At 72.0% G+C, this 21,375-nt stretch carries 19 protein-coding genes; 12 read left to right on the top strand and 7 right to left on the bottom strand.

The genetic code is table 11. The annotated features are described in order from the left end of the window. Nucleotides 1-28: 28 nt before the first annotated feature. Nucleotides 29-1,423, bottom strand: coding sequence for an MFS transporter (locus BW982_RS12075; RefSeq protein ID WP_076493468.1), 1,395 nt, complete (start codon nt 1,421-1,423; stop codon nt 29-31). Then, a complete protein-coding gene (locus tag BW982_RS12080) occupies nt 1,420-1,881 on the bottom strand; it encodes a MarR family winged helix-turn-helix transcriptional regulator (RefSeq protein WP_076493470.1) in 462 nt (153 codons plus the stop codon). Before BW982_RS12080 ends, BW982_RS12075 begins: the two co-directional genes overlap by 4 nt. A gap of 86 nt (nt 1,882-1,967) precedes the next feature. On the opposite strand from BW982_RS12080, the gene BW982_RS12085 reads away from it, so the two are divergent. The 5 genes from BW982_RS12085 to BW982_RS12105 all read left to right on the top strand — a co-directional run bounded on the left by BW982_RS12085 (nt 1,968) and on the right by BW982_RS12105 (nt 6,201). Further along, a complete protein-coding gene (locus BW982_RS12085) occupies nt 1,968-2,816 on the top strand; it encodes an alpha/beta fold hydrolase (RefSeq protein ID WP_076493471.1) in 849 nt (282 codons plus the stop codon). Between the two features lie 145 nt (nt 2,817-2,961). Then, complete coding sequence (locus BW982_RS12090) at nt 2,962-4,011, top strand: lipoate-protein ligase LplAB (RefSeq protein ID WP_076493473.1); 1,050 nt, start codon at nt 2,962-2,964, stop codon at nt 4,009-4,011. Next, the gene (locus BW982_RS12095) at nt 4,008-4,973 is read left to right on the top strand and encodes a DNA methyltransferase (RefSeq protein ID WP_083696664.1); all 966 of its coding nucleotides are present in this window, start codon (nt 4,008-4,010) and stop codon (nt 4,971-4,973) included. The genes BW982_RS12090 and BW982_RS12095 overlap by 4 nt, the downstream gene beginning before the upstream one ends. A gap of 220 nt (nt 4,974-5,193) precedes the next feature. Further along, nucleotides 5,194-5,502, top strand: coding sequence for a DUF2470 domain-containing protein (locus BW982_RS12100; protein WP_076493475.1), 309 nt, complete (start codon nt 5,194-5,196; stop codon nt 5,500-5,502). Nucleotides 5,503-5,547: 45 nt separating this feature from the next. Next, entirely contained in the window at nt 5,548-6,201 is a 654-nt protein-coding gene (locus tag BW982_RS12105; RefSeq protein ID WP_076493477.1) for a biliverdin-producing heme oxygenase, read from the top strand. On the opposite strand, the gene BW982_RS12110 is transcribed toward BW982_RS12105, so the two are convergent. Further along, nucleotides 6,189-7,169, bottom strand: coding sequence for a hypothetical protein (locus BW982_RS12110; RefSeq protein WP_076493479.1), 981 nt, complete (start codon nt 7,167-7,169; stop codon nt 6,189-6,191). The two genes, BW982_RS12105 and BW982_RS12110, sit on opposite strands and share 13 nt — an antisense overlap. 63 nt (nt 7,170-7,232) lie before the next feature. Then, nucleotides 7,233-9,050, bottom strand: a complete 1,818-nt coding sequence (locus BW982_RS12115) for a hypothetical protein (protein WP_076493481.1) — start codon at nt 9,048-9,050, stop codon at nt 7,233-7,235. Nucleotides 9,051-9,202: 152 nt separating this feature from the next. Between BW982_RS12115 and BW982_RS12120 the strand changes: the two genes are divergently transcribed. The 7 genes from BW982_RS12120 to BW982_RS12150 all read left to right on the top strand — a co-directional run bounded on the left by BW982_RS12120 (nt 9,203) and on the right by BW982_RS12150 (nt 17,229). Continuing rightward, nucleotides 9,203-10,300 (top strand): heme/hemin ABC transporter substrate-binding protein, encoded by a 1,098-nt coding sequence (locus BW982_RS12120; RefSeq protein WP_083696665.1) that lies wholly within the window; start codon nt 9,203-9,205, stop codon nt 10,298-10,300. Beyond that, nucleotides 10,297-11,418 carry a FecCD family ABC transporter permease gene (locus BW982_RS12125; RefSeq protein ID WP_076493483.1) on the top strand — a complete coding sequence of 374 codons (1,122 nt, stop codon included), beginning with the start codon at nt 10,297-10,299 and terminating at the stop codon, nt 11,416-11,418. Before BW982_RS12120 ends, BW982_RS12125 begins: the two co-directional genes overlap by 4 nt. Then, nucleotides 11,415-12,218, top strand: a complete 804-nt coding sequence (locus tag BW982_RS12130) for a heme ABC transporter ATP-binding protein (protein WP_076493485.1) — start codon at nt 11,415-11,417, stop codon at nt 12,216-12,218. The genes BW982_RS12125 and BW982_RS12130 overlap by 4 nt, the downstream gene beginning before the upstream one ends. Continuing rightward, entirely contained in the window at nt 12,215-13,306 is a 1,092-nt protein-coding gene (locus BW982_RS12135) for a hypothetical protein (RefSeq protein WP_076493487.1), read from the top strand. Before BW982_RS12130 ends, BW982_RS12135 begins: the two co-directional genes overlap by 4 nt. Further along, a complete protein-coding gene (locus BW982_RS12140; RefSeq protein ID WP_076493489.1) occupies nt 13,303-14,514 on the top strand; it encodes a hypothetical protein in 1,212 nt (403 codons plus the stop codon). Before BW982_RS12135 ends, BW982_RS12140 begins: the two co-directional genes overlap by 4 nt. A gap of 432 nt (nt 14,515-14,946) precedes the next feature. Continuing rightward, the gene (locus BW982_RS12145) at nt 14,947-16,149 is read left to right on the top strand and encodes a hypothetical protein (protein ID WP_076493491.1); all 1,203 of its coding nucleotides are present in this window, start codon (nt 14,947-14,949) and stop codon (nt 16,147-16,149) included. Nucleotides 16,150-16,242: 93 nt separating this feature from the next. After that, nucleotides 16,243-17,229 (top strand): LLM class F420-dependent oxidoreductase, encoded by a 987-nt coding sequence (locus BW982_RS12150; protein ID WP_076493493.1) that lies wholly within the window; start codon nt 16,243-16,245, stop codon nt 17,227-17,229. A gap of 131 nt (nt 17,230-17,360) precedes the next feature. On the opposite strand, the gene BW982_RS12155 is transcribed toward BW982_RS12150, so the two are convergent. The 3 genes from BW982_RS12155 to galT form a co-directional block, all read right to left on the bottom strand. Next, nucleotides 17,361-18,821 carry a carboxylesterase/lipase family protein gene (locus BW982_RS12155; protein WP_076493495.1) on the bottom strand — a complete coding sequence of 487 codons (1,461 nt, stop codon included), beginning with the start codon at nt 18,819-18,821 and terminating at the stop codon, nt 17,361-17,363. Between the two features lie 199 nt (nt 18,822-19,020). Next, nucleotides 19,021-20,172, bottom strand: a complete 1,152-nt coding sequence (gene galK, locus BW982_RS12160; RefSeq protein WP_076493497.1) for a galactokinase — start codon at nt 20,170-20,172, stop codon at nt 19,021-19,023. Then, nucleotides 20,169-21,344, bottom strand: coding sequence for a galactose-1-phosphate uridylyltransferase (galT, locus tag BW982_RS12165; protein WP_076493499.1), 1,176 nt, complete (start codon nt 21,342-21,344; stop codon nt 20,169-20,171). Before galT ends, galK begins: the two co-directional genes overlap by 4 nt. Nucleotides 21,345-21,375 lie beyond the last annotated feature (31 nt).

A 21,375-nucleotide genomic window follows, 5' to 3' on the forward strand; every position in this document is an offset into this window, starting at 1 on the left:
CCGGCGTGACGGGGGCGGGAGCGCGCGCTCAGGCCGAGGGGCGGGCGTGCGGAGCGGGCCCCACCGGGCGTACCGGCGCCGAGGTTCGCGGCGAACGCTCCGCGGGGAGCGGGATCGGCGTCGTTCCGGCGATCTCGTCGCTGAAGTCCTCGGGCTCGGGCGCGATGGTGGTGATCGGGCGCGTCTCGTCGAGTGTCAGACGGAACCGCTTCGTCTCGTGCTTGTGCACACGGCCCGACGCCAGAGTCCAGGCGACGCCGATGCCGCACGCGAGGAACGCGACGATCGCGGCGAGGGCGATCGCGAAGCGCGGACCGAATTCGCCCGCCACCCAGCCGACGATCGGTGCGCCCACCGGGGTCCCGCCGAGCAGGATCGCCATGTACAGCGCGAGCACCCGGCCGCGCAGCGCCGGATCGGTCGTGGTCTGCACGTACCCGTTGGCCGTGGTGAGCATGGTCACGACGCAGAACCCGGTGAGGACGAGGGTCGCGGCGTACGTCTCATAGCTCGGCGCGAGGACGGAGAGAGTGGATGCCACGGCGAAGCCGCCCGCGCCGACGATGACGACGCGCAGGCGAGCGCGCTCGCGACGGGCGGCGAGGAGTGCTCCGGCGAGCGAGCCGATCGCGACGAAAGAGCTGAGGACGCCGAAGCCGTCGGCCCCGCGTCCGAACTCCAGGGCCATGGTCGAGGCGAAGATCGGGAAGTTCATGCCGAAGGCGCCGAGGAGGAACACCATCGCGAAGGTCACCACGAGGTCGGGCCGCTTCGCGACGTAGCGGAAGCCGTCCGCGAGCCGTGCCGGGCCGCCGCCGCGGTGGTGGGTGACCAGCTCGTGCGGACGCATGAGCAGCAGGGCCGCGATCATGCCGAGGAACGTCACGGCGTTGGCGAGGAACACCCAGCCCGTTCCGACCGCGACGATCATCAGGCCCGCGACGGCCGGACCGATCAGCCGGGCGGTGTTGAACGACGCGGCGTTCAGGGCCACCGCGTTCGAGGCGTTCTCACGGGCGACGAGGTCGGAGACGAAGGCCTGCCGGGCGGGGTTGTCGAACGCGGTGATGAGGCCGAGGGCCAGGGCGAACACGAACATCAGCGGCAGCGTCATGACGCCGGTGAGCAGCAGGATGCCGAGGGTCACGGCCATCAGCAGCATCGCGCTCTGCGTGCACATGATGAGCTTGCGGCGGTCGAAGCGGTCGGCGACCCACCCGGTGACGCCGACCAGCAGCAGGGGAGGCGCGAACTGCAACGCCATGGTCACGCCCATCGCGGCGGCGTCGTTCGGGGTGAGCTCGGTCAGGACCACCCAGTTCTGGGCGGTCGACTGCATCCACGCGCCGATGTTCGACACCAGTGCCCCGATGAACCAGACGCGATAGTTGTAGACCGACATCGAGCGGAACATCGCACTCATGTGTCTGCCACCTTTCGCATGATCTCGGCCGCGGCCCCCAGGGTTCGTCGTTCCTCCTCGCCGAGAGCGGCGAGGGCCGCCTCGAGCCAGGCGTCGCGTCGTCGCACGGTCTCTGCGACGACGAGGCGGCCGGCATCCGTCAGTGCGATCGTCACCTTGCGGCGGTCGTCGTCGTCGGGGGTGCGGGTGAGGTAGCCCGCCTCTTCGAGGAGGGTCACCGTCCGGTTCATCGAGGGGGCTGTCACGCGTTCGCGGTCGGCGAGCTGGCCGAGCGTGTGCTCGCCGTGGATCGAGAGCGCGGCGAGCACCGCGAACTGGCCGTCGCTCATCGTGTCGACCGCGCGCTCCGCCCGGAGGCGGCGGGCGAGCCGGAAGGTCGCCATGCGCAGCTCGGAAGCGGCCGCGCTCAGCGCGTCATGAGAGTCGGAGTGGGGGGATTCGTCGACGCGTTCGTTCATGTGTGCTCGATGTTTAGCATAGCTCATTAGTTTTGCTAAAGGTCCGGTGTCGAGGGAATTCCCGGGGGCGACCCTAGACTCGGCGCATGCCCGAGTTCGTCGACGCGTACGGCGTCCCGATCGTCTACGACGTGTACGAGGCCGAGACCCCGCGGGGCGTCGTGCAGCTGCTCCACGGGGTCGGTGAGCACGCCGGACGGTACGGTGCGCTGATCGAGGCCCTCGTCGCCGACGGGTACACCGTCTACGCCGACGACCACCGCGGGCACGGCCGCACCGGCCTCCGGCAGTGGAACGGCGACCACGGCAAGCTCGGACGTCTCGGTCGCGGCGGACTCCGCGCGGCCCGCGAGGCGGTGTGGACCCTCACTCAGATCATCCGCGAGGCCCACCCCGACCTTCCCCTGATCCTCCTCGGCCACTCGTGGGGGTCGTTCCTCGCGCAGATGCTGGTGGACCGGCATCCGGATGCCTACGACGCCCTCGTCCTGAGCGGCTCGGCGCTGCGCTGGCCCGGTGCGCTGAACTCCGGCGACCTCAACGCCCCGTGGAAGCACCTGAAGGGCACGGGGATGGAGTGGCTGTCGAGCGTCGAGCAGGTCGGTCGCGACTTCCTCGCCGACCCCCTCACGACCTCCACGCCGCTGCCGCGACTGTTCGGACCGGTCGAGACGGCGAAGCTCATCGGTCGGCCGCGGCGCGATCTCGGGCGCGACATCCCGACGCTCCTCATGGTCGGACGCGACGACACCGTCGGCGGCCCGCGCAGCGTGCACCTCCTGGCGGACGCGTACCGGAAGCGCTCCGGCTTCACCGACGTCACCACCCTCGTCTACCCGGGCGCGCGGCACGAGATCTTCGCCGAGGCGCAGCAGGCGGACGTGCGCGCCGATCTCGCCGCCTGGCTCGACCGGCGGTTCCCCGCCCGGGGCTGATGCGGGGGCTCTCGGCATCCATTCGCTGAGGACAGGGGATGCCGCCGGAACAGGGCGTTTCCGCGCGGGCTGGTCCTGTTGCGGGCCGATCTCCTGTTCCGCGCCACGCGGATCGATGCGCACGCGCGCGCCGTAGGCTGGAGTCATGCACGGCGAGTACAAGGTCCCCGGGGGAAAACTGGTCGTGGTCGACCTCGAGGAGCGCGACGGCCGCATCGCCGGCTTCCATCTCGCGGGCGACTTCTTCCTCGAACCCGACGACGCCCTCGACGACATCGACGCGGCCGTGAACGGCCTGCCGGTCGAGTCCGACGTCCCCACGATCGCCGCGGCGATCCGGGCGGCGCTCCCCGGGGGCGCGCAGCTGCTCGGCTTCACGCCCGAGTCGGTGGCCACCGCGATCCGCCGCGCACTCGTCACCGCGCCCGGCTGGGGCGACTTCGAGTGGGAGGTCGTCCACGACGCCCCCGTGTCGCCGCGCATGAACCTCGCGCTCGACGAGGTGCTGACCGCCCGCGTGGGCGCGGGGCTCCGCAAGCCCACGCTGCGTCTGTGGGAGTGGAACGAGAACGCCGTCGTGATCGGCTCGTTCCAGTCGCTGCGCAACGAGGTCGACCCCGAGGGGGCGGCGAAGCACGGCTTCGACGTCGTACGCCGCATCTCGGGCGGTGGGGCGATGCTCATGGCCGCGAACTCGATCGTGACCTACTCGCTGTACGTCCCGGCATCCCTCGTCGCCGGCATGACCTTCGCCGACTCCTACGCCTTCCTCGACGACTGGGTGCTGCAGGCGCTGCGTTCGCTCGGCATCGACGCGGTGTACCAGCCGCTCAACGACATCGCCGGCCCCTACGGCAAGATCGGCGGCGCCGCGCAGAAGCGGCTCGCCAACGGCGGCGTGCTCCATCACGCGACCCTCAGCTACGACATGGACGGTCAGGTGCTCACCGAGGTGCTGCGCATCGGTCGCGAGAAGCTCAGCGACAAGGGCACGGTGTCGGCGGCCAAGCGCGTCGACCCGCTGCGCAGCCAGACCGGCCTCGCTCGGGATGCCGTGATCCAGCGGTTCATTGACACGTTCACGACGCTCTACGGAGCCACCACCGGACATATCACCGAAGAGGAATATGCCGAGGCCGAGGCCCTCGTGGCGTCGAAGTTCGCCACCGACGCGTGGCTGCAGCGCGTTCCGTGAGCGCCCCGATCCTGGACGGCGTGCTCGATCACGGCAGCGTCGAGATCCACCACGCCGACAATCTCGCCGTGACCCCGCGCCTCGCGGACGGGTCGTTCACGCTCGTCTACCTCGACCCGCCGTTCAACACGGGGCGTACCCGATCCAAGGCGGTGGAGTCGGCGCTGCGGGCTCCCGCGGCGGAAGCGACCCCGGATGCCGAGGAGCCCCTCGTCCCGGCATCCGAGCCGCCCCGCGATCCGGCGATGCTCGTCTTCCCGGACGAGGAGGAGGAGTCCGCGCCCGTACCGGTGGTCCAGCGCGGGTTCCACGGCCGCGAGTACGCGCGGCTGCGCGGCGATCTCCGGACCTACGACGACCGGTTCGATGACTACTGGGCGTTCCTGGAGCCGCGGCTCGAGGAGGCCTGGCGGCTGCTCGCCGACGACGGCACCCTCTACCTGCACCTGGACTACCGCGAGGTGCACTACGCCAAGGTCATGTGCGATGCGCTGTTCGGCCGCGAGCGGTTCCTCAACGAGCTGATCTGGGCGTACGACTACGGCGCGAAGACCCGGCGCCGCTGGCCGACGAAGCACGAGACGATCCTCGTGTACGTGAAGAACCCGGCCGCGTATTTCTTCGACTCGGACGCCGTCGACCGTGAGCCCTACATGGCGCCCGGTCTCGTGACCCCCGAGAAGGCGGCGCGCGGCAAGCTGCCGACCGACGTCTGGTGGCACACCATCGTGCCGACGACGGGTCGGGAGAAGACGGGCTACCCGACCCAGAAGCCCGAGGGTGTGCTGCGGCGCATGGTCCAGGCATCCAGTCGCCCCGGTGACAGGGTGCTCGACATGTTCGCCGGCAGCGGCACCCTCGGCGCCGTCGCCGCCCCGCTCGGCCGTCACTCGGTGCTGATCGACGACAACGCCGACGCGGTGGCCGTGATGCGCCAGCGGCTGGCGGCGTTCGCCGTCTGACCGGCCGGCGGGCGTCCTCGGGTCTCGTGAGGTCGTGCGGTGGTGCCGTCGTGCCGTCGTGCCGTCGTGCCGTCGTGCGGAGTTGAGGGGCGACACGCCGGCGGCGGCGGCGGCGTATGGACGGCGTGTCGTCGGCAGACTCCGCGGGACGGTACGGCGAGTGGATGCCGGATCGGAACGGTCGGCAGGAGGGAGAGGCCTGCGAAGTTAGGCTTGCCTAATGACGTATGTGTTCGACCCCGAGATCCAGCGGGCCGTGCTCGGCCACATGAACGACGATCACCGCGACGACAACGTGCTCATCGCGCGGGCGTTCGGTGACGGGGCGCCGGTCGCGTCCGCGCGGATGACGGGCTTCGACGGCGACGGGGGCGACTGGGCGGTCGCGCACGAGGGCGGGGCGACCGTCGAACTGCGGGTGCCGTGGCCCGGCGGGTCCATCGCGGAGCGGCGGGAGGTGCGTCGCGAGATCGTCGCGCTGTACGACGAGGCGTGCCGGCGGCTCGGCATCGAGCCGCGACCGCACTGAGAAATCGAAGGTTAGGAGAGCCTAACCTTCCCGTATGATGGCGCCATGAGTGCTGTCATCCCGTTCTCCACCGCCCTGCGCGAGCGCTCGCGCACCGCCCATTCGTCGAGCGAGGGCGCGGATTTCATGACGAACCTCATGAACGGGTCGGGCACGCGCGAAGACTATGTCGCGCTCGTGGTCCAGCACTGGTTCATCTACGAGGCGCTCGAAGCGGCCACCGAGCGCATGCGCGTCGACCCGGTGGCATCCGTGTTCCTGAGCGACAAGCTCACGCGCCTGCCCGCGCTCGAAGCCGACCTCGCGTTCCTCATCGGCGACGACTGGCGCGAGCGCATCTCGCCGCTGCCGACGACGCAGGCGTACGTCGCACGGATCCGGCGGGTCGCGGCGACCTGGCCGGGCGGATTCGTCGCGCACCACTACACCCGCTACCTCGGCGACCTGTCCGGCGGGCAGTTCATCGGTCGGCTCATGCAGCGCCGTTTCGGCTTCGACACCAACGGCATCGGGTTCTACCTCTTCGGCGACATCGCCGACCCCGAGGCGTTCAAGAACGTCTATCGGGAGCAGTTGGATGCCGCTGCGTGGGATGAGCACGAGAAGGAGCGCGTCATCGAGGAGGTGCTCGTGGCCTACCGGTTCAACACCGAGCTCTTCGTCGACCTCGCGCGCGCGAAGGCGGCTCAGTCGGCCTGAGCCGCCGCGGCCGCGCTCGCGGCTGCGCGCCGATGGCGGACGAGCAGCACCGCGGTCAGCACGGCGGCCAGAATCAGCGCGAGCAGCGCGTATAGGCTCCACGGCACGGCGACGATCGAGAACCCGGCCGTGACCGGAGCGAGCGGGGCGGCTCCGAGGCCGACGGCCTCGGGCGTGACGTCCACGGATCCGGCGACCCATCCGAGCGAGAACGCCGGGATCTCGCGCGCGATCCGCACGGTCGATCCCGGAAGCACCTCGGTCAGCTGTGTCGGAGCGGTGCGCGCACCGAACAGGCCCGCCGTCGCGAGGGTCTCCGCGCCCGTCAGGCGGGTGTTCCCGGTGTTCTCGAGCGCGTACTCCACCACGATCCGGCCCGAGTCGAACGGGTTCCAGGAGGCCTCGTACCGGGCGGACGCCGCGGACACCGAGGCTGCGGGGGTCAGTTCGCCCGCGACCCGGAGGGTGATGCGGGTGCCGAGCCGGCGATCGACGGACAGGGTCGAGGTCGGGTCGGTGCTGGTGAGCGAGGTGACGATCCCCGCGCCGTGGTCGCCGGGGCGTGCATCGACGGGCACGGTGATCGTGAAGGGCACCTCCGCCGACTGCCCGGGGGACAGCGAGAGCGGCGTGGTGTCCACCGACACCCACGTTCCGGCATCCCGTGAGGGTTGTCCGTCGACGAGCACGTCGATCTCGCCCGTCGACGCGGTGAAGGCATCGGCTGCGTACACCGCGAGGGGAAGGGGCTCGGTTCCGGTGTTGACGACGATCATCGTGTCGGAGATGACGGCGCCCGGCTCGACCGTGTCGTACGTGAAGTTCGCGCGGCCGGTGCCGTAGGCGTTGTCGGCGGTCCGGACCGTCCACGCGACGCCCCCATCCGCGGCGGTTGCGGACGCGGGGGCGGCGAGGGCCAGGAGCAGGATGCCGACCAGGGCGGCGGGAAGGGGGAGACGTGCGAACACGGGTGCGCTTTCTGTGGGAGGGGCGGCGGGGCCCCGTCGAGCGTCGGAGCCCCGCCGCGGGGGTCACTGCAGGGCGGTGATGGTGAGCTTCGCGGTGTAGTCGCCCGCCGGCGTCGTGCCGGGGATCACGAGGGACAGGTCGGCCCCGATCGTGGCGCTCGTCGCCGCGGTCGACGAGGCGAGCACGCGCGATGCGCCCAGTCCGAGGCCGCCGAGACGGGTGGACGCGACCTCGGCGCCGGCGGTGACGGCCGGTGCCGCGGTGACGACCTTGGGCGTCCAGCCGAGCAGATCGCTCGAGAACGAGCCGCCCGCGCTGGAGGCGAAGTCGCCGACCTGGCCCGAGATGCTCCACGTGTACGGCGCGGTGCCGCCCGCGCGCGTGTCGGTCACGAGGATGTTCGTGAGCGAGCCGGATGCCGTGAAGTTCGCGCCGTCCTGCACGGCGGTGCCGAGGCTCGCCGGCGAGGTGCCCTCGAACGCCCAGCCGAACGAGCCCGTCGGGGCGTCGACCCACTCCGGCACCTCGACGACCACGTCGGACGAGGAGGCGAAGGAGAGCGGGGTGTAGGTCTCGAACGGGGCGTAGACGGTGCCGCTGCCGGCGTAGGTGTAGATGCCGAACCGGCCCGCGGCGAGGTTCTGCGCCTCGGTGGTGGTCAGGGTGAGGTCGACCGAGAACGTGCCGTCGGCCGCGAGCTCGATCGCACCGCTGCCGGCTCCGCCGATGGTGGCCATGCTGGCGGCGGGCACGGCCCACTTCTGCGCGATGACCGAGCGTGCCGACGATGCGGCTCCGGCGGAGGGCTTCCAGGTCTCGGCGAACTTGCCGAACACCACGTAGGCGCCGCTGAACGTTCCGGCCAGGGGCGGGCGTGTGCCGTTGGTCGCCGTGCCGGAGGGGAGGAATCCGCTCCCCGACACCGTGACCGTCTCGCCCGGGGTGAGGCCGGTGGTCTGGGAGACGGTGACGGTGGGAGTCGACGCGACCGGGGCCGAGGTGTAGGCGACCGTCAGCGGGCTCGCGGGCTTGCGCACGTCTGCGGCACCGCCCGAGGAGTACCAGTACGACCCCTGCCCGGTCGTGACCTGGAAGTCGACGAAGGACTGAGGGAACGCGCCCGCGTTCGCCCCCGTGGTGACCTGCGCGACGGATCCGGCGGGCACGGAGACGGTACGCCCGAGGTAGTCGGGCGTCACCGTGAATCCGGTGGGCGTGACGTCCACGCCGGTCAATGTGGCGATGACCACGTTCGGCACCGGGGTCAGGGACTCGAACTTGTCGGGATCGTCCATCGAGGTGCCGTAACCACCGAGCGTGGCGGTGACCGTGCCGGTGCCGTCGCTGGCGACGGTCAGCTTCGGGTCGGTGATCCACGAGCGGGTCATGCCCGAGTAGTACGCCGAGGTGAACGAGCCGGTCCACTGGATCGTGGCGGTGCCGGCATCCACGTCCACCGTGCCGGTGCCCCCGGCGATCTCGGCGATATGGCCCGAGTTCAGCCCGTTGCCGGAGGTGATGGTGGTGCCGTTCGCGTCGGTCCGCAGGCCCGCGAAGGTGGCCGCGGCGTAGCTACCGTCGGCCTGCTTCTTGAGGATCCGCGTGTTGCCGTCGCTCTGCTTCCAGTTCGACGCGGTGACCCGGTCCGCCGAGGACGAGGCGGTGACGATGCCCGCCGAGAGCATGTTGACCGTACCCGGGGCGAAGGCGGCGGCGTTCGACTCGGCGTTCAGTCCCCAGCGGAACACGGCGCCGTCGATGCTCGTGCCGGCGGCATGCGCGGGCGTGGCGACGAGCGCCCCGCCCAGGGCGAGGGCCGCCGCGGCGAGACTCGCCGTGGTCAGTCGGGTGAAACGGTGTCTGCGCGTGGAGGAATCCACGTTCGTTCCCTTCTCCGCCCTCCGACGGGTTCCGGCGGCATGCCGACGGTGCGCCCCGGTGAGGCGCTGGAGGACAGGTTAGGCTTACCTAACCATGAAGACGGCACCCAGGCAATGTTGAGGGTAGGCTTACCTTACTTGGAGGTTGTCTGATGATGCATCGAACGATCCGCGGGCTCGCCGCGCTGGCGCTCTCCGTGGCCGTCGCCGTAGGGCTGAGCGCGTGCGATGTCGCCGGTGCCGCGCACGGCGGCGACTCCGCCGCCACGCCCCCTCTGGCCGAGGTGACACCGCTCGCCGATCCGCTGACCTGGGAAGGGCCGTCCACCGCAGTGGCGGCATCCACCGAGATCGACCCCGTCGACGGCGGCGCCCCGGTCCTGCCCGCCACGGTCACCGACGCGCAGGGCGCCACCGTGACCGTGAGCGACACCACCCGCATCCTGACGCTCGACATCTACGGTTCGCTCTCACGCATCGTCTTCGAGCTGGGTCTCGGCGACCGGGTCGTCGCGCGCGACGTGTCCACCGGGTTCCCCGAGGCGGCCCACCTGCCCGTGGTCACCGAGAACGGTCACGATCTCAACGCCGAGGCGATCCTGGACGCGGCGCCCACGGTGATCCTCACCGACACGAGCCTCGGTCCGTGGGACACCGTGCTGCAGATGCGGGATGCCGGCATCCCCGTCGTCGTGGTCGACTCGCGTCGCTCGCTGGAGAACGTCGGGGACCTCATCGCCCAGGTCGGGGCGGCTCTGGGCGTCCCCGACCGCGCCGCCGCGCTCGCTGCGCGCACCACGGCCGCGGTGGATGCCAAGATCGCGCAGATCGCGGCCGTCGCACCGTCCGACCCCGTGCGGAAGCTGCGCATGATGTTCCTCTACGTCCGCGGACAGTCGGGGGTCTACTACCTCTTCGGCGAGGAGTCCGGGGCCGACAGCCTCATCGAGGCGCTCGGCGGTGTCGACGTGGCCGGGGAGATCGGCTGGACGGGGATGCGGCCGATCACCGACGAGGCCCTGGTCGATGCGAACCCCGACCTGCTGATCATGATGACCAAGGGCCTGGAGTCCGTGGGTGGCGTGGACGGGCTCGTCGAGCACCTGCCCGCGGTCGCCCAGACGGATGCCGGACGCCACCGTCGCATCGTCGACATGTCCGACACGACGGTGTTGAGCTTCGGTCCCGCCGCCGCCGACGTGCTCGACGCGCTCGCGGTCGCCGTCTACGCGCCCGAGGCCGCGGGATGACGGCGGTCGCGACCGCCCCCGCGGCCGCCCCGCCGGCGCGCGTCCGGGTCGCCCGTCGCGTGCCGGTGGTCTTCGCCGCGCTCGCGGTCGCCCTGGTGGCGCTCGTGATCGTGTCGGCCGGGAGCGGGCAGCTGTCGATCCCGCCCGACCAGGTCCTCGGGGCGTTCGCCCGCGCGTGGAACGACGCCGTGCGCAGCGTCGGCCTCGGTTTCCTCTCCGTCGCGCCCGGCACGCCCGTCGCCCACGTCAACGGCGAGGCGACGCTATGGCTGATCAGGATGCCGCGGCTGCTCATGGCCGTCCTCGTCGGGGCGGCGCTGGCGGTCGCGGGCGTCGTCATGCAGGGCGTCTTCCGCAATCCCCTGGCCGAGCCCGGGGTCATCGGCATCTCGTCCGGCGCGGCGGTGGGGGCCTCGGCATCCATCGTGTTCGGGCTCACCTTCCTCGGCCCGCTCACCCTCCCCGTGCTCGCCTTCGCGGGAGGGCTTGCGGCGATCGCGGTCGTGTACGCCTCGGCGCGCGCCGACGGCCGCACCGAGGTCGTGACCCTCGTCCTCACCGGGATCGCGGTCAACGCCGTCGGCGGTGCCGCGATCGCGCTGTTCACCTACCTCGGGTCGACGCAGCAGCGCGAGCAGATCGTGTTCTGGCAGCTGGGTTCGCTCAACGGTACGCGGTGGGACGACCTCGCCGTGGTCGCACCGCTGGCGGTGGTCGGCATCGTCGCGTGCCTGTTCTTCGCCGGCAGTCTTGACCTCCTCGCGCTCGGGGAACGGCAGGCCGAGCATCTGGGGGTGCGCGTGGAGCGGCTGCGCGTGGTCGCGATCGTCGTGATCGCGCTGCTCACGTGCGCGGCGGTGGCGTTCTGCGGGATCATCGGCTTCGTCGGGCTCGTCGTGCCCCACCTCATGCGCATGGTGCTGGGGCCCGGGCACCGGCTGTTGTTGCCGGCCAGCGCCCTCGGCGGCGCGGTGCTCCTGGTTGCGGCCGATCTGGTCGCGCGGACGATCGTGCCGGGGTCGGAGCTGCCGATCGGCATGCTCACCGCCCTCATCGGCGGGCCGTTCTTCTTCTGGCTCCTGCGCCGCACGCGCCGCCGTTCGGGGGGATGGGGATGACCGCTGTGCTGCGCGCCCGCGGGATCTCGGTCGACGTCGCGGGTCGACGCGTGCTCGACGGCGTCGACCTCGATCTCGCCGCGGGCGAGATGGTCGTGCTCGTCGGTCCCAACGGCGCGGGCAAGTCGACGCTGCTGTCGGTGTTGGCGGGCGACCGCGTTCCCGCCGAGGGATCGGTCGAACTCGACGGCGCGGTGCTGTCCGCATGGCCCGTCGCGGGGCGGGCCCGGCGTCGGTCGGTGCTGACGCAGAGCAACGAGGTGTCCTTCCCGTTCGCCGTGCGCGAGGTCGTGCGCATGGGGCGCGCGCCGTGGCGGCGGCATCCGGCGGCCTCCCGCGACGACGCCGCGGTGTCCGAGGCACTCGCGGCCGGCGAGGTGCGGGCGTTCGCCGATCGTCCCGTCACGGGACTGTCGGGCGGCGAGCGGGCCCGCGTCGCCTTCGCCCGGTCGTACGCGCAGGAGTGTGCGATCGCGCTGCTGGACGAACCCACCGCGAGCCTCGACATCCGGCACCAGCACCGGGTGCTCGCACGGACCCGGGAACGGGTGGATGCCGGGGGAGCAGCCGTCGTCGTCCTGCACGACCTCGGTCTCGCCGCCGCATACGCGGACCGGATCGCTCTCCTCGAGGACGGGCGCGTGGTGGCGGTCGGCCCCCCGCGCGACGTCCTGGATCCCGAGCTGCTGACGCGGGTCTATCGGCATCCGATCGCCGTCGTCGACGGACCCGGCGGAACCCTGCTGGTGGTCGCCGACCCCGCCCCCGTGACATCCCCCACCCCCGGAGTCCCCGCATGAATGCTCTGTCCCGTCGCCTGGTCGCCACAGCGACCGCGCTCGCGCTCACGGCCACCGGCGTCGTCGTCGGCGCCCCCGCGTGGGCCGCCGGAACGGTGACGGTCACCGGTCCCGGGGGCACGGCATCCGCGGATGCCGAGTACGCCACCGACGTGACCGTGTCGGGGTCGGGTTTCCAGGCCGTCCCGAACGGCTTCGGCGGCGTCTACGTGCTGTTCGGCTGGGTCGACGACCCCGCGGGAGGCTCGTGGCGCCCGAGCGCCGGGGGCGTCGTCGGCGAGGACTACCGCTACGTCCCGGACGCGGAGTCGAGCGAGAACAACGGTTACCAGCGCTTCCTGGCCTTCCCCGGCAGCGAGACCGAGAGTTCGGCGAACGGCGTGCTCGGCGCGGACGGGTCGTGGTCGGTGGGCATGGTGATCCCGGGGGCGGTCTTCGAGAGCCAGGACCGTGAGGGCCGCGTCACCGAGGTCGACTGCCGCAAGGTCACGTGCGGGATCATCACCATCGGCGCGCACGGCGTGAAGAACGCCAACAACGAGACGTTCACACCGGTGTCGTTCGCCGCGGCCGCTGCGGCTCCCGCCCCCGACGCGCCCGCCGCGGCGCCGATGGCGGGTACCGTGCGGGTCGGGCTGGAGTCGGCGTCGGTCGCGGCGGGCACCTCCATCGTCTTCACCGGTCAGGGGTTCACGCCGGGCGAGCAGGTCGTGGCGTCGCTGGACGGCGGGCTGACGGCCGTGGGCCCGCTCACCGCCGGAGCGCAGGGCGAGGTGGCGGCGGCGCTGAGCGTGCCCCGCGAGATCCGCGACGGCACACACCTGCTCACGCTCCGCGGGGCCGGGTCGGGGGCGGTGGCCGAGGCCGAGGTCGCGGTCACCGGTGGGATCGCCGTGGCATCCGTCTCCGAGGCGCCGACCGCGCCGACCTGGGTGCTCGTGCTGCTGCTGGCCTGCATCGCGCTCGCCGCGGCGCTGGTGGTCACGAGCATCGTCACCGCCCTCGTGCGCGCACGGGCGCGCCGGCGGGCACGGAGGGCGGCGGGAGCGCCCATCCCCGAGCGGGCGGCGGCGGGGGCCGCGTCATGAGGTCGGGGCTGCTGCGGCGATCGGGCCTCGCCCTCGCCCTCGTGCTCGGACTCGCCGCCACGCCGGCCGCGGCTGCGGGACCGGGCGACATCGTCGTGACCGTCCCCGGCTCGGGTGGGGCGGAGGGGACCGATGGGACGATCATCGACGCGCAGCTGCGGTGGGGACTCAACGCCGAGGCGGGAGGCGGGGCGTTCGCGGGCGGATGCAACTTCCTCAGCGCCGGCGCCGCGGGCGATGCCGGCGGCTCCCGCGCGTGGACGGAGGGCGATGGCCTCTACCGCGCGCAGGACGCGAACGTGCGGATCGAGAAGCCGACCGCGGGCGGGTGGGTCACGGCATCCTGGGCGACGAAGTGCCAGGGGCCGGACGGGTCGCCGGTGTCGGTGGCATCCGTCACCAGCGTCTCGGGGAACCAGGCCGTCATCGACGGCGGCACGGGCACGCGACGCGACGGGGCGGTCGAGATCTCGTGGTCGGGATCGTTCACGGTCGTCTTCTACGGCGGGATGACGTACTGGAGCGTCACGGATCCGCGGCTGACGCTCGACGCGTCGGGCACCGGACGACTCGTGGCCACCGCGAGCGGATACGGCACCTCGATGGACGACACCACGACCTGGAACCGTCTCGCGCCGCAGACCGTCGTGCTCGCCGACATCCGCGGCGCCGACGTCGCCGGCACCGGCGGTTTCACGGTCACGCCGCAGTATCTCGGTGTGGCGACCACGGGCGGGGGGCAAATCGCGCGGTCCTCGACGAATCAGGCGCACTGGGGGTCGTTCCCGCAGACGCTCATCGACTTCCACCGGCAGACGGGGCAGCAGGGGTACTGGCTCACGACCGGCGGGGTCCGGGATGCCGCGAAGCCCGCGTCGCCGCTCACCGTGAGCTACTCGGCCGCGGCGCCGGTCGCCGTACCGGCCGCGACCGGGGGCGGTTCGACCGCCGCCGCGCCGGTGAATCCGCTGCGCCGGGCTCCCGCGGCGATCGACCCGGCGGTGTCGGCGCGTGAGTTCCTCGCCGCGAACGCCCCGATCACGACCGTGCCGCAGGCGGCGGGCCTCGTCCCCGAGGCGAGTCGGGCGCTCTCGCCGCTCGTGCTGCCCCTGCTCGGCTCGGCCGCGGCCCTCGGCATCGCGATCATCGCGGTGCTCAGCCTGATGCAGGCCCTGCCGTGGCAGGGCCGCCGCCGCGCCGTCGGGTGACGCGGGGTGGCGCGGCTCGATCCGCGAGACTGCATCCGACCGACATCTCCACTGCACTCTGCAGTGGAGATGTCACGTGCATGCGGTCTCGCGGCCATCCGTCGAATTCGCTGAGGGCCGGATGCGGAAGGTCGGATCGGCAGTGCGTCGACTCCGCACCTTGAGATCTCACCCACGGCGGAGTTGTCCTTCACCCGGGGTTCGCCGAAGGACTGCGCGATCTGCTCGTTGGTGCTCGTCGCAACAGTTGGTGACGTCGACACCTTCCCGTTGTGCGCAACAGCGGCTTCCCGTGCCGACCTCCATACCCGAACCCGGAGGACGAAAATGAACGAACGAGAGCAGTTTGCCCCCCCCCCCCCCCCCCCCCCCCCCGCAGCGGGCGACAAACCGGAACGTGAGAGGGAGTTCGGGGCCACAAGCCGTCGCACGGTGCTTGCCGGAGCGGCCTGGACGATTCCCGCTGTTCTGATCACGACAACGGCATCCGCTGCGGCGGCGTCCACCACCCTCGCCCTCGCGTTCGACCAGAGCTCGTACAGCGGCCAGGCGTGCGCCACCATCACCGGTGCCCAGGTGACAGCGACGCGCAACGGCGTTCCCTCGGCGGGTGAGTCGGTCACGGTCACCCTCTCGGGCGGGTACACGTTCGCCGGCGGTGCCACGACGTGGAGCGGTGTCTCGACCGCGGGGGGAACCCTCACGGTTCCCGCGATCACCGTGCCGACCGTTCCGTCCACGCAGACGATCGTCGCGATGTCGGGCCTGGCTTCTGCCACGAGCAGTCTGACCGGAACCGCGTCGAGCGTCGTGGGCAAGGAGGCCATGGGGCTGGTGCTTCAAGCGACCTACTCGCCGCTCCCGGCTGATGCCGTCGCGGTCGGTGGGTGGTACTTCCTGACGCCGGGTGGTGACCTCTATGCCGGCACCACGCACATCGCCAGCAACGTTTCCTCGGCGGTCGGCAATCAAACGGATGTGCATGGCGCCTACGTGAACTTCGTCGAGGGCGGCGTCGCCAAACTCGCGAACGCTGCTTCGGTGGTCACGACGTATTCGCTTGTCCCGAACGATGTCACGGCCGTGGGTGGGTGGTTCTTTCTGTCTTCGAGCGGGGAGCTGTTCGCCGGGAACACCTCCGTGGCGAAGCAAGTGTCGTCCGCGCGTGGGTCGATGACCGACGCGAACGGAGCGCAGGCGAACTTCATGCAACCGGGCGGGGGGAGGGAGATCAAGGGGACGGCGATCACTGCCTCGTACGACTCCGTGCCCGCGGACGCGGTGGCCGTCGGCGGGTGGTACTTCCTCACGCCTGGCGGAGACCTCTACGCCGGGAACTCGCCCCTCGCAAGCGGTGTCTCCTCGGCCTCCGGTAACGCGACGGACGTCAGCGGAGCAATGGTGAACTTCATGGACCACGGCGTACCCAAGGTCGCGAACGGGGCGAACGTGACCAACACGTACCCCGCGATGCCCTCGGGTACGAAGGCCGTCGGCGGATGGTTCTTCCTCACTCCCACCGGCGACCTGTACGCAGGTTCCACGCCCCTCGTGAGCAACGTCTCGTCGGCGGCAGGAGGGATGACGGATACCAACGGCGCCCGGATCAACTTCGTGCAGAACGCGGCGTGCTGACGGGCTGAGCGGACTGGGGGTCGGCCGTGCCTTTCCGGGCGACCGACCCCTGACCTTGCCCGGACATCCGCGTCCGCCCCTAGTCTGAAACGCATGGAATTCGGCATCTTCGTCCCGCAGGGTTGGCGCTTCGATCTGGTGGGCATCGACCCCGCCGAGCAGTGGCGGGCGATGAGCTCGCTCGCGCAGAGCGCGGACGAAGGGCCGTGGTCGTCGATCTGGGTCTACGACCACTTCCACACCACCCCGGTGCCCAGCGCCGAGGCGACGCACGAGGCGTGGACGCTCATGGCCGCGTTCGCCGCCGTCACCGACCGCGTCCGCCTGGGGCAGATGTGCACGTGCATGGGCTACCGCAACCCGGCGTACCTCGCGAAGGTCGCGGCGACGGTCGACCTCATCTCGGGCGGCCGTGCCGAGATGGGCATCGGCGGCGGCTGGTACGAGCACGAGTGGCGCGCCTACGGCTACGGCTTCCCGCCGATCGCCGAGCGTCTCGGGCGCCTCCGCGAGGGCGTCGAGATCATGCACCAGGCCTGGACCACGGGCTCGGCGACGCTCGCCGGCAAGTACTACGAGGTTGACGGCGCGATCGTCCAGCCGCAGCCGCTGCAGCCCGGTGGCATCCCGCTCTGGATCGCGGGTGGCGGCGAGAAGGTCACGCTCAAGATCGCGGCGAAGTACGCCGCTTACACGAACTTCGGCGGTTCGCTCGAGGAGTTCGACCACAAGTCCGACGTGCTCCGCAGTCACTGCGAGACTCTGGGCCGCGACTTCGGCGAGATCACGCGGTCCACCAACTTCAACACGATCGTCGCGGCCACCGAGGCCGAGGCCGACGAGCGCCTGGCGGCGGTCGTGGCACGCCTGCGGCCCCACGTGGGCGACGAGCGGGCGGATGCCATCGAGGCGGACTACCGCGCCTCCGACGCGTTCGGCACCCCCGAGCAGATCGTCGAGCGCCTGCGCGCCCGCGCCGAGCACGGCCTCGGGTACGCCATCCACTACTTCCCCGAGGCCGCCTACGACACCTCGGGCATCACGCTGTTCGAGCGTGAGGTGGTTCCGGCGCTCGCGTAGCGCGCGCAGCGGCGGCCTGTGGCCGCACCGCTGGGCGGAGTTCGGCGTCGACAGGCCGCTCGCCGCACTGAGATTCCGGCGTGTCGGGCAGGTTCTCCGCAGCGCGGTACGTGCTGCGTGCGCCCGTGCGGTCAGACCAGCGGGGCGACATCCGAGTACGCGTCGGGCTCGACGGGCGGGGTGGATGCCGGGGCTCCGAACACGCGAGCGCGGCGGGCCGTGGCATCCCAGGTCGGCCATCCCGGATCGCCGTCGCGGGCGAAGCGGACCGCGGCTTCGTGCATCGCGGCGGCGAGGTCGGCGGGCGGAACGTCGCCCGCGATCGTCGTCACGCCCTCGGCATCCAGGTGATCGAACCAGAACGGCACGTCGAGGCAGTGGCACGCGAAGCCGACCGAGGGGGAACGCCACGCGAAGCGGTAGACCCAGGTCGCGGTCCCGCCGCGGGCCCGTGCCGTGCGCAGCACGACGGAGCGGATGACACGATCCGAGACGTACCCGCCGAGCCGGGCCGCGGCACCCCGGCGGCGCGACCGAGCGAGGTACGCCCGGCGGCGGGAACGCCCGAGCCCCAGCATCGCGAGGGCGAGCGAAACCGGGACCAACCGCAACGGCTTCCGCCAGCGCGCGGTGACCATCGTGAACTCGTCGTCGGTCGCGCCCGCCACGAGCGGGATGCCGGCCGACGCGCCGTCGGCCAGGGCCTCGAACGGAGAGCGGGGCAGCAGGTCGCCGTCGATGACCGGGCCGAGCGGCAGCCCGTCGTCGAGCAGCGCGGTGAGCCCCGTGAGCCGCGCTCGGCGCTCGGGCTTCTGCGCCAGCCGCTGCAGCTCGAGCAGACGCTCCTCCGGCAGGGTGGCGAAACCCTCGCGGTCGGGGCGCACGCCCGCGAGGTCCGCGAGGCGTCCGGCGAACCCGCGCGCGGCGGCTCCGCTGACGGCTCCCACCGCGGGAGAGAGCGCCATGGCGCGGGCGAACAGACCGGATGCCGCGGGCGAAGCCAGCAGCGCGAGCACCGATCCGCCGCCCGCCGACTGCCCCGCCACCGTGACGCGCGCGGGATCGCCGCCGAAGGCGCCGATCTCGTCTCTGACCCACTCCAGCGCCGCGATCTGGTCGCGCAGCCCGCGGTTGGACGGGGCGCCGTCGATCCACCCGAATCCGTCGAAGCCCAGCCGGTAGGAGAGGACCACCGTCACGACGCCGTCGCGGGTGAACGCGTCGCCGTCGTACCACCGGCTCGCGGGCGACCCCGAGACGAAGCCGCCGCCGTGGATCCAGACGAACACCGGGAGGGCGGCATCCGGAGTCGCGTCCACCGGCGCGAACACGTTGATGTTCAGTGTGGCGTCGCCGGGCACGCTCGGCTCGGGGATCAGCGTGATGCCGGTGTCGCCGCGCTGCGCCGTGGCGCCGTACGCGGTCGCGTCGAGCTCGCCCTCCCACGGCTCGGGCGGCACCGGGGCGGCGAACCGCAGCGGCCCGACGGGCGCCTGGGCGAACGGGATGCCGAGGAACACCGCCGTTGCGCCGCGGGTGAAGCCGCGCACGCGACCCCGGGTGGTGTCGACGACGGGTTCCGCGGCATCCATACGCCCCATCCTGGCGTGCCCTGATACCGATAAACGGGATCGGCGGCGAGACACGGCGGGACGTGGCGTTTCTCGTCGTGGATCGCGTTTATCGCAGCACAACCCCGCCGCGCCGCGCCCCGCGCCGCTGCGCCGCACCCCGTGCAGGCCGCACCGCGCCCCGCGCCGCTGCGCCGCAACGCCCCGCGCGGGCCGCACCTCACGCGTCGCGGCGCGCACCTTCCGACGGCGTGACCGTGAACACGTTCGGGGCGCGGAATCCGGATGCCGCGAACGCGGCGTGCACTGCGTCGGTCGCCGCGGGCACGAGCTCGGTGGGGATCAGCGCGATTGCCGCTCCGCCGAAGCCGCCGCCGGTCATGCGCGCGCCCAGGGCCCCCGCGGCCAGGGCCGTCTCGACGGCGAGGTCGAGCTCGGGCACTGAGATCTCGAAGTCGTCGCGCATCGACGCGTGCGATGCGGTCAGCAGGTCGCCGATCGCCGTCGGGCCCTCGGCATCGAGCGCGGCGACGGTGTCGAGCACCCGCTGGTTCTCGGTGATGATGTGGCGCACCCGGCGGAAGGTCACGTCGTCGAGGATCTCGGCGGCCCGCGGCAGGTCGTCGACGGTGAGGTCGCGCAGCGCCGGCACGCCGAAGGCCGCGGCCCCGCGCTCGCACGCTTCGCGGCGCTCGCGGTACCCGCCCGAGGAGTGGGCATGCTCGACGAGTGTGTCGACGACGAGGATCGCCAGGCCCGCCTCCGCGAAACCCAGCGCGACCGGCCGGGTCTCGAGCGTGCGGCAGTCGAGGAACGTGGCCGCGTCGGCGACGCCGAGCATCGAGGCCATCTGATCCATGATCCCGGTCGGCGCTCCGACCGCGTCGTTCTCGGCCGTCCGACCCACGCGGGCGAGAGCGACCTTGTCGAGGCCGGCGCCCCACACGTCGTTGAGGGCGGATGCCACGGCCCCCTCGATCGCGGCGGACGACGAGAGGCCGGCACCCACGGGCACCTCCGACGCCAGGGCGATGTCGACGCCCCGGGGCGTGGCATCCGGGGCCGCCGCGCGCAGCGCCCACGCCACACCGAGCGGGTATCCCGCCCAGTCGAGGCCACCGGCGGCGATGCGGGCGTCGAGGTCGGCGAGTGAGACCTCGACCGCGTCGTCGGCGAACGTCGACCGCACGCGGATGACGTCGTCGTCACGGAGGGCGACCACGGCGGCGGTGCGCTGCGCGATCGCGAAGGGCAGCACGAAGCCTTCGTTGTAGTCGGTGTGCTCGCCGATGAGGTTGGCGCGGCCGGGCGCCGACCACACTCCCACCTCGGGTGCGGCGAGCAGGGCGCGGGCGTCGTCGACGGCGGTCATGCCGTCACCTCCGGAACGGTGTCGAGGGCGGCGCGCAGGCGTTCGGCCTGCGACTCGGGGGTCACGTCGCCGATCCAGGCGCCCATGGCGGCTTCGGATCCGGCGAGGTACTTCAGCTTGTCGGCGGCGCGACGGGGAGAGGTGATCTGCAGGTTCAGCCGCACGCTGTCGCGCGCGCGGGCGACGGGCGCCTGGTGCCACGCGGCGATGTACGGAGTGGGCGTCTCGTACAGCGCGTCGATGCCGCGCAGCAGCCGCAGGTAGAACGGGGCGAGCTCGTCGCGCTCGGCATCGGTGGTCTCGGCGAGGTCGGCGACGTGGCGGTGCGGCAGCACGTGCACCTCGATGGGCCAGCGCGCCGCGAACGGGACGAAGGCCGTCCAGTGCTCGCCGCGGAGCACCACGCGCGGACCGGATGCCTCGAACTCGAGGATGTGCGTGAAGAGGTCGGGCGAGGTGCGCGAGACGGTGTCGAGCAGGCGCTGCGTCCGCGGGGTGACGTACGGGTAGGCGTAGATCTGCCCGTGCGGGTGGGGGAGGGTGACGCCGATCTCCTGCCCGCGGTTCTCGAACGGGAACACCTGCCGGATGCCCGGGAGCGCCGACAGCGCGGCCGTGCGGTCGGCCCATGCCTCGATGACGGTCCGCGCGCGGGTGCGCGACAGCGTCCCGAACGACCCCTCGTGCTCGGGGCTGAAGCAGACGACCTCGCAGCGCCCGACCGAGGTGCGGGTGCGGCCGAGGCCCAGGTGCTCGAGGTCGTCGTCGCCGCGCGGCGGGTCGATCGCGGCGGGGGCGTCGGCGGTGGCGATGTCGAGCGCGGGGCCGAACGAGGGCGACTTGTTCTCGAAGACCGCCACGTCGTAGCGCGACGGGATCTCGGACGGGTTGGTCGGCGTCTGCGGGGCCAGCGGGTCGAGGTGCGCGGGAGGCAGGAACGCGCGGTTCTGGCGATTGGATGCCACGGTGATCCAGTCGCCCGTCAGCACGTCCTGTCGCATGGTCGCGGTGGTGGGGCGCGGGTCGAGGGTGCGGGCGTCGACCGAGCGTTCCGCGCCGAGGGCGGTGTCGGCGTCGTCGAAGTAGATCAGTTCGCGGCCGTCGGCCAGGCGCGTGGGGCGCTTGACGACTCCGGCGCCGAGGGCCACCGCGGTGGGGCTGTCCGTGTTCACGATAACACGCTACAGATCAGGCGTGATATCG

It is taken from the genome of Microbacterium sp. RURRCA19A, assembly GCF_900156455.1.
GTDB lineage: Bacteria > Actinomycetota > Actinomycetes > Actinomycetales > Microbacteriaceae > Microbacterium.

Bases quoted from the DNA above. Each gene is read 5' to 3' on its own strand.
- BW982_RS12080 (WP_076493470.1), bottom strand. From the start codon at position 1,881: ATGAACGAACGCGTCGACGAATCCCCCCACTCCGACTCTCATGACGCG.
- BW982_RS12150 (WP_076493493.1), top strand. From the start codon at position 16,243: ATGGAATTCGGCATCTTCGTCCCGCAGGGTTGGCGCTTCGATCTGGTG.
- BW982_RS12120 (WP_083696665.1), top strand. From the start codon at position 9,203: ATGATGCATCGAACGATCCGCGGGCTCGCCGCGCTGGCGCTCTCCGTG.
- BW982_RS12155 (WP_076493495.1), bottom strand. From the start codon at position 18,821: ATGGATGCCGCGGAACCCGTCGTCGACACCACCCGGGGTCGCGTGCGC.
- BW982_RS12090 (WP_076493473.1), top strand. From the start codon at position 2,962: ATGCACGGCGAGTACAAGGTCCCCGGGGGAAAACTGGTCGTGGTCGAC.
- BW982_RS12125 (WP_076493483.1), top strand. From the start codon at position 10,297: ATGACGGCGGTCGCGACCGCCCCCGCGGCCGCCCCGCCGGCGCGCGTC.
- galK (WP_076493497.1), bottom strand. From the start codon at position 20,172: ATGACCGCCGTCGACGACGCCCGCGCCCTGCTCGCCGCACCCGAGGTG.
- BW982_RS12075 (WP_076493468.1), bottom strand. From the start codon at position 1,423: ATGAGTGCGATGTTCCGCTCGATGTCGGTCTACAACTATCGCGTCTGG.
- BW982_RS12130 (WP_076493485.1), top strand. From the start codon at position 11,415: ATGACCGCTGTGCTGCGCGCCCGCGGGATCTCGGTCGACGTCGCGGGT.
- BW982_RS12140 (WP_076493489.1), top strand. From the start codon at position 13,303: ATGAGGTCGGGGCTGCTGCGGCGATCGGGCCTCGCCCTCGCCCTCGTG.
- BW982_RS12100 (WP_076493475.1), top strand. From the start codon at position 5,194: ATGACGTATGTGTTCGACCCCGAGATCCAGCGGGCCGTGCTCGGCCAC.
- BW982_RS12105 (WP_076493477.1), top strand. From the start codon at position 5,548: ATGAGTGCTGTCATCCCGTTCTCCACCGCCCTGCGCGAGCGCTCGCGC.
- BW982_RS12135 (WP_076493487.1), top strand. From the start codon at position 12,215: ATGAATGCTCTGTCCCGTCGCCTGGTCGCCACAGCGACCGCGCTCGCG.
- BW982_RS12085 (WP_076493471.1), top strand. From the start codon at position 1,968: ATGCCCGAGTTCGTCGACGCGTACGGCGTCCCGATCGTCTACGACGTG.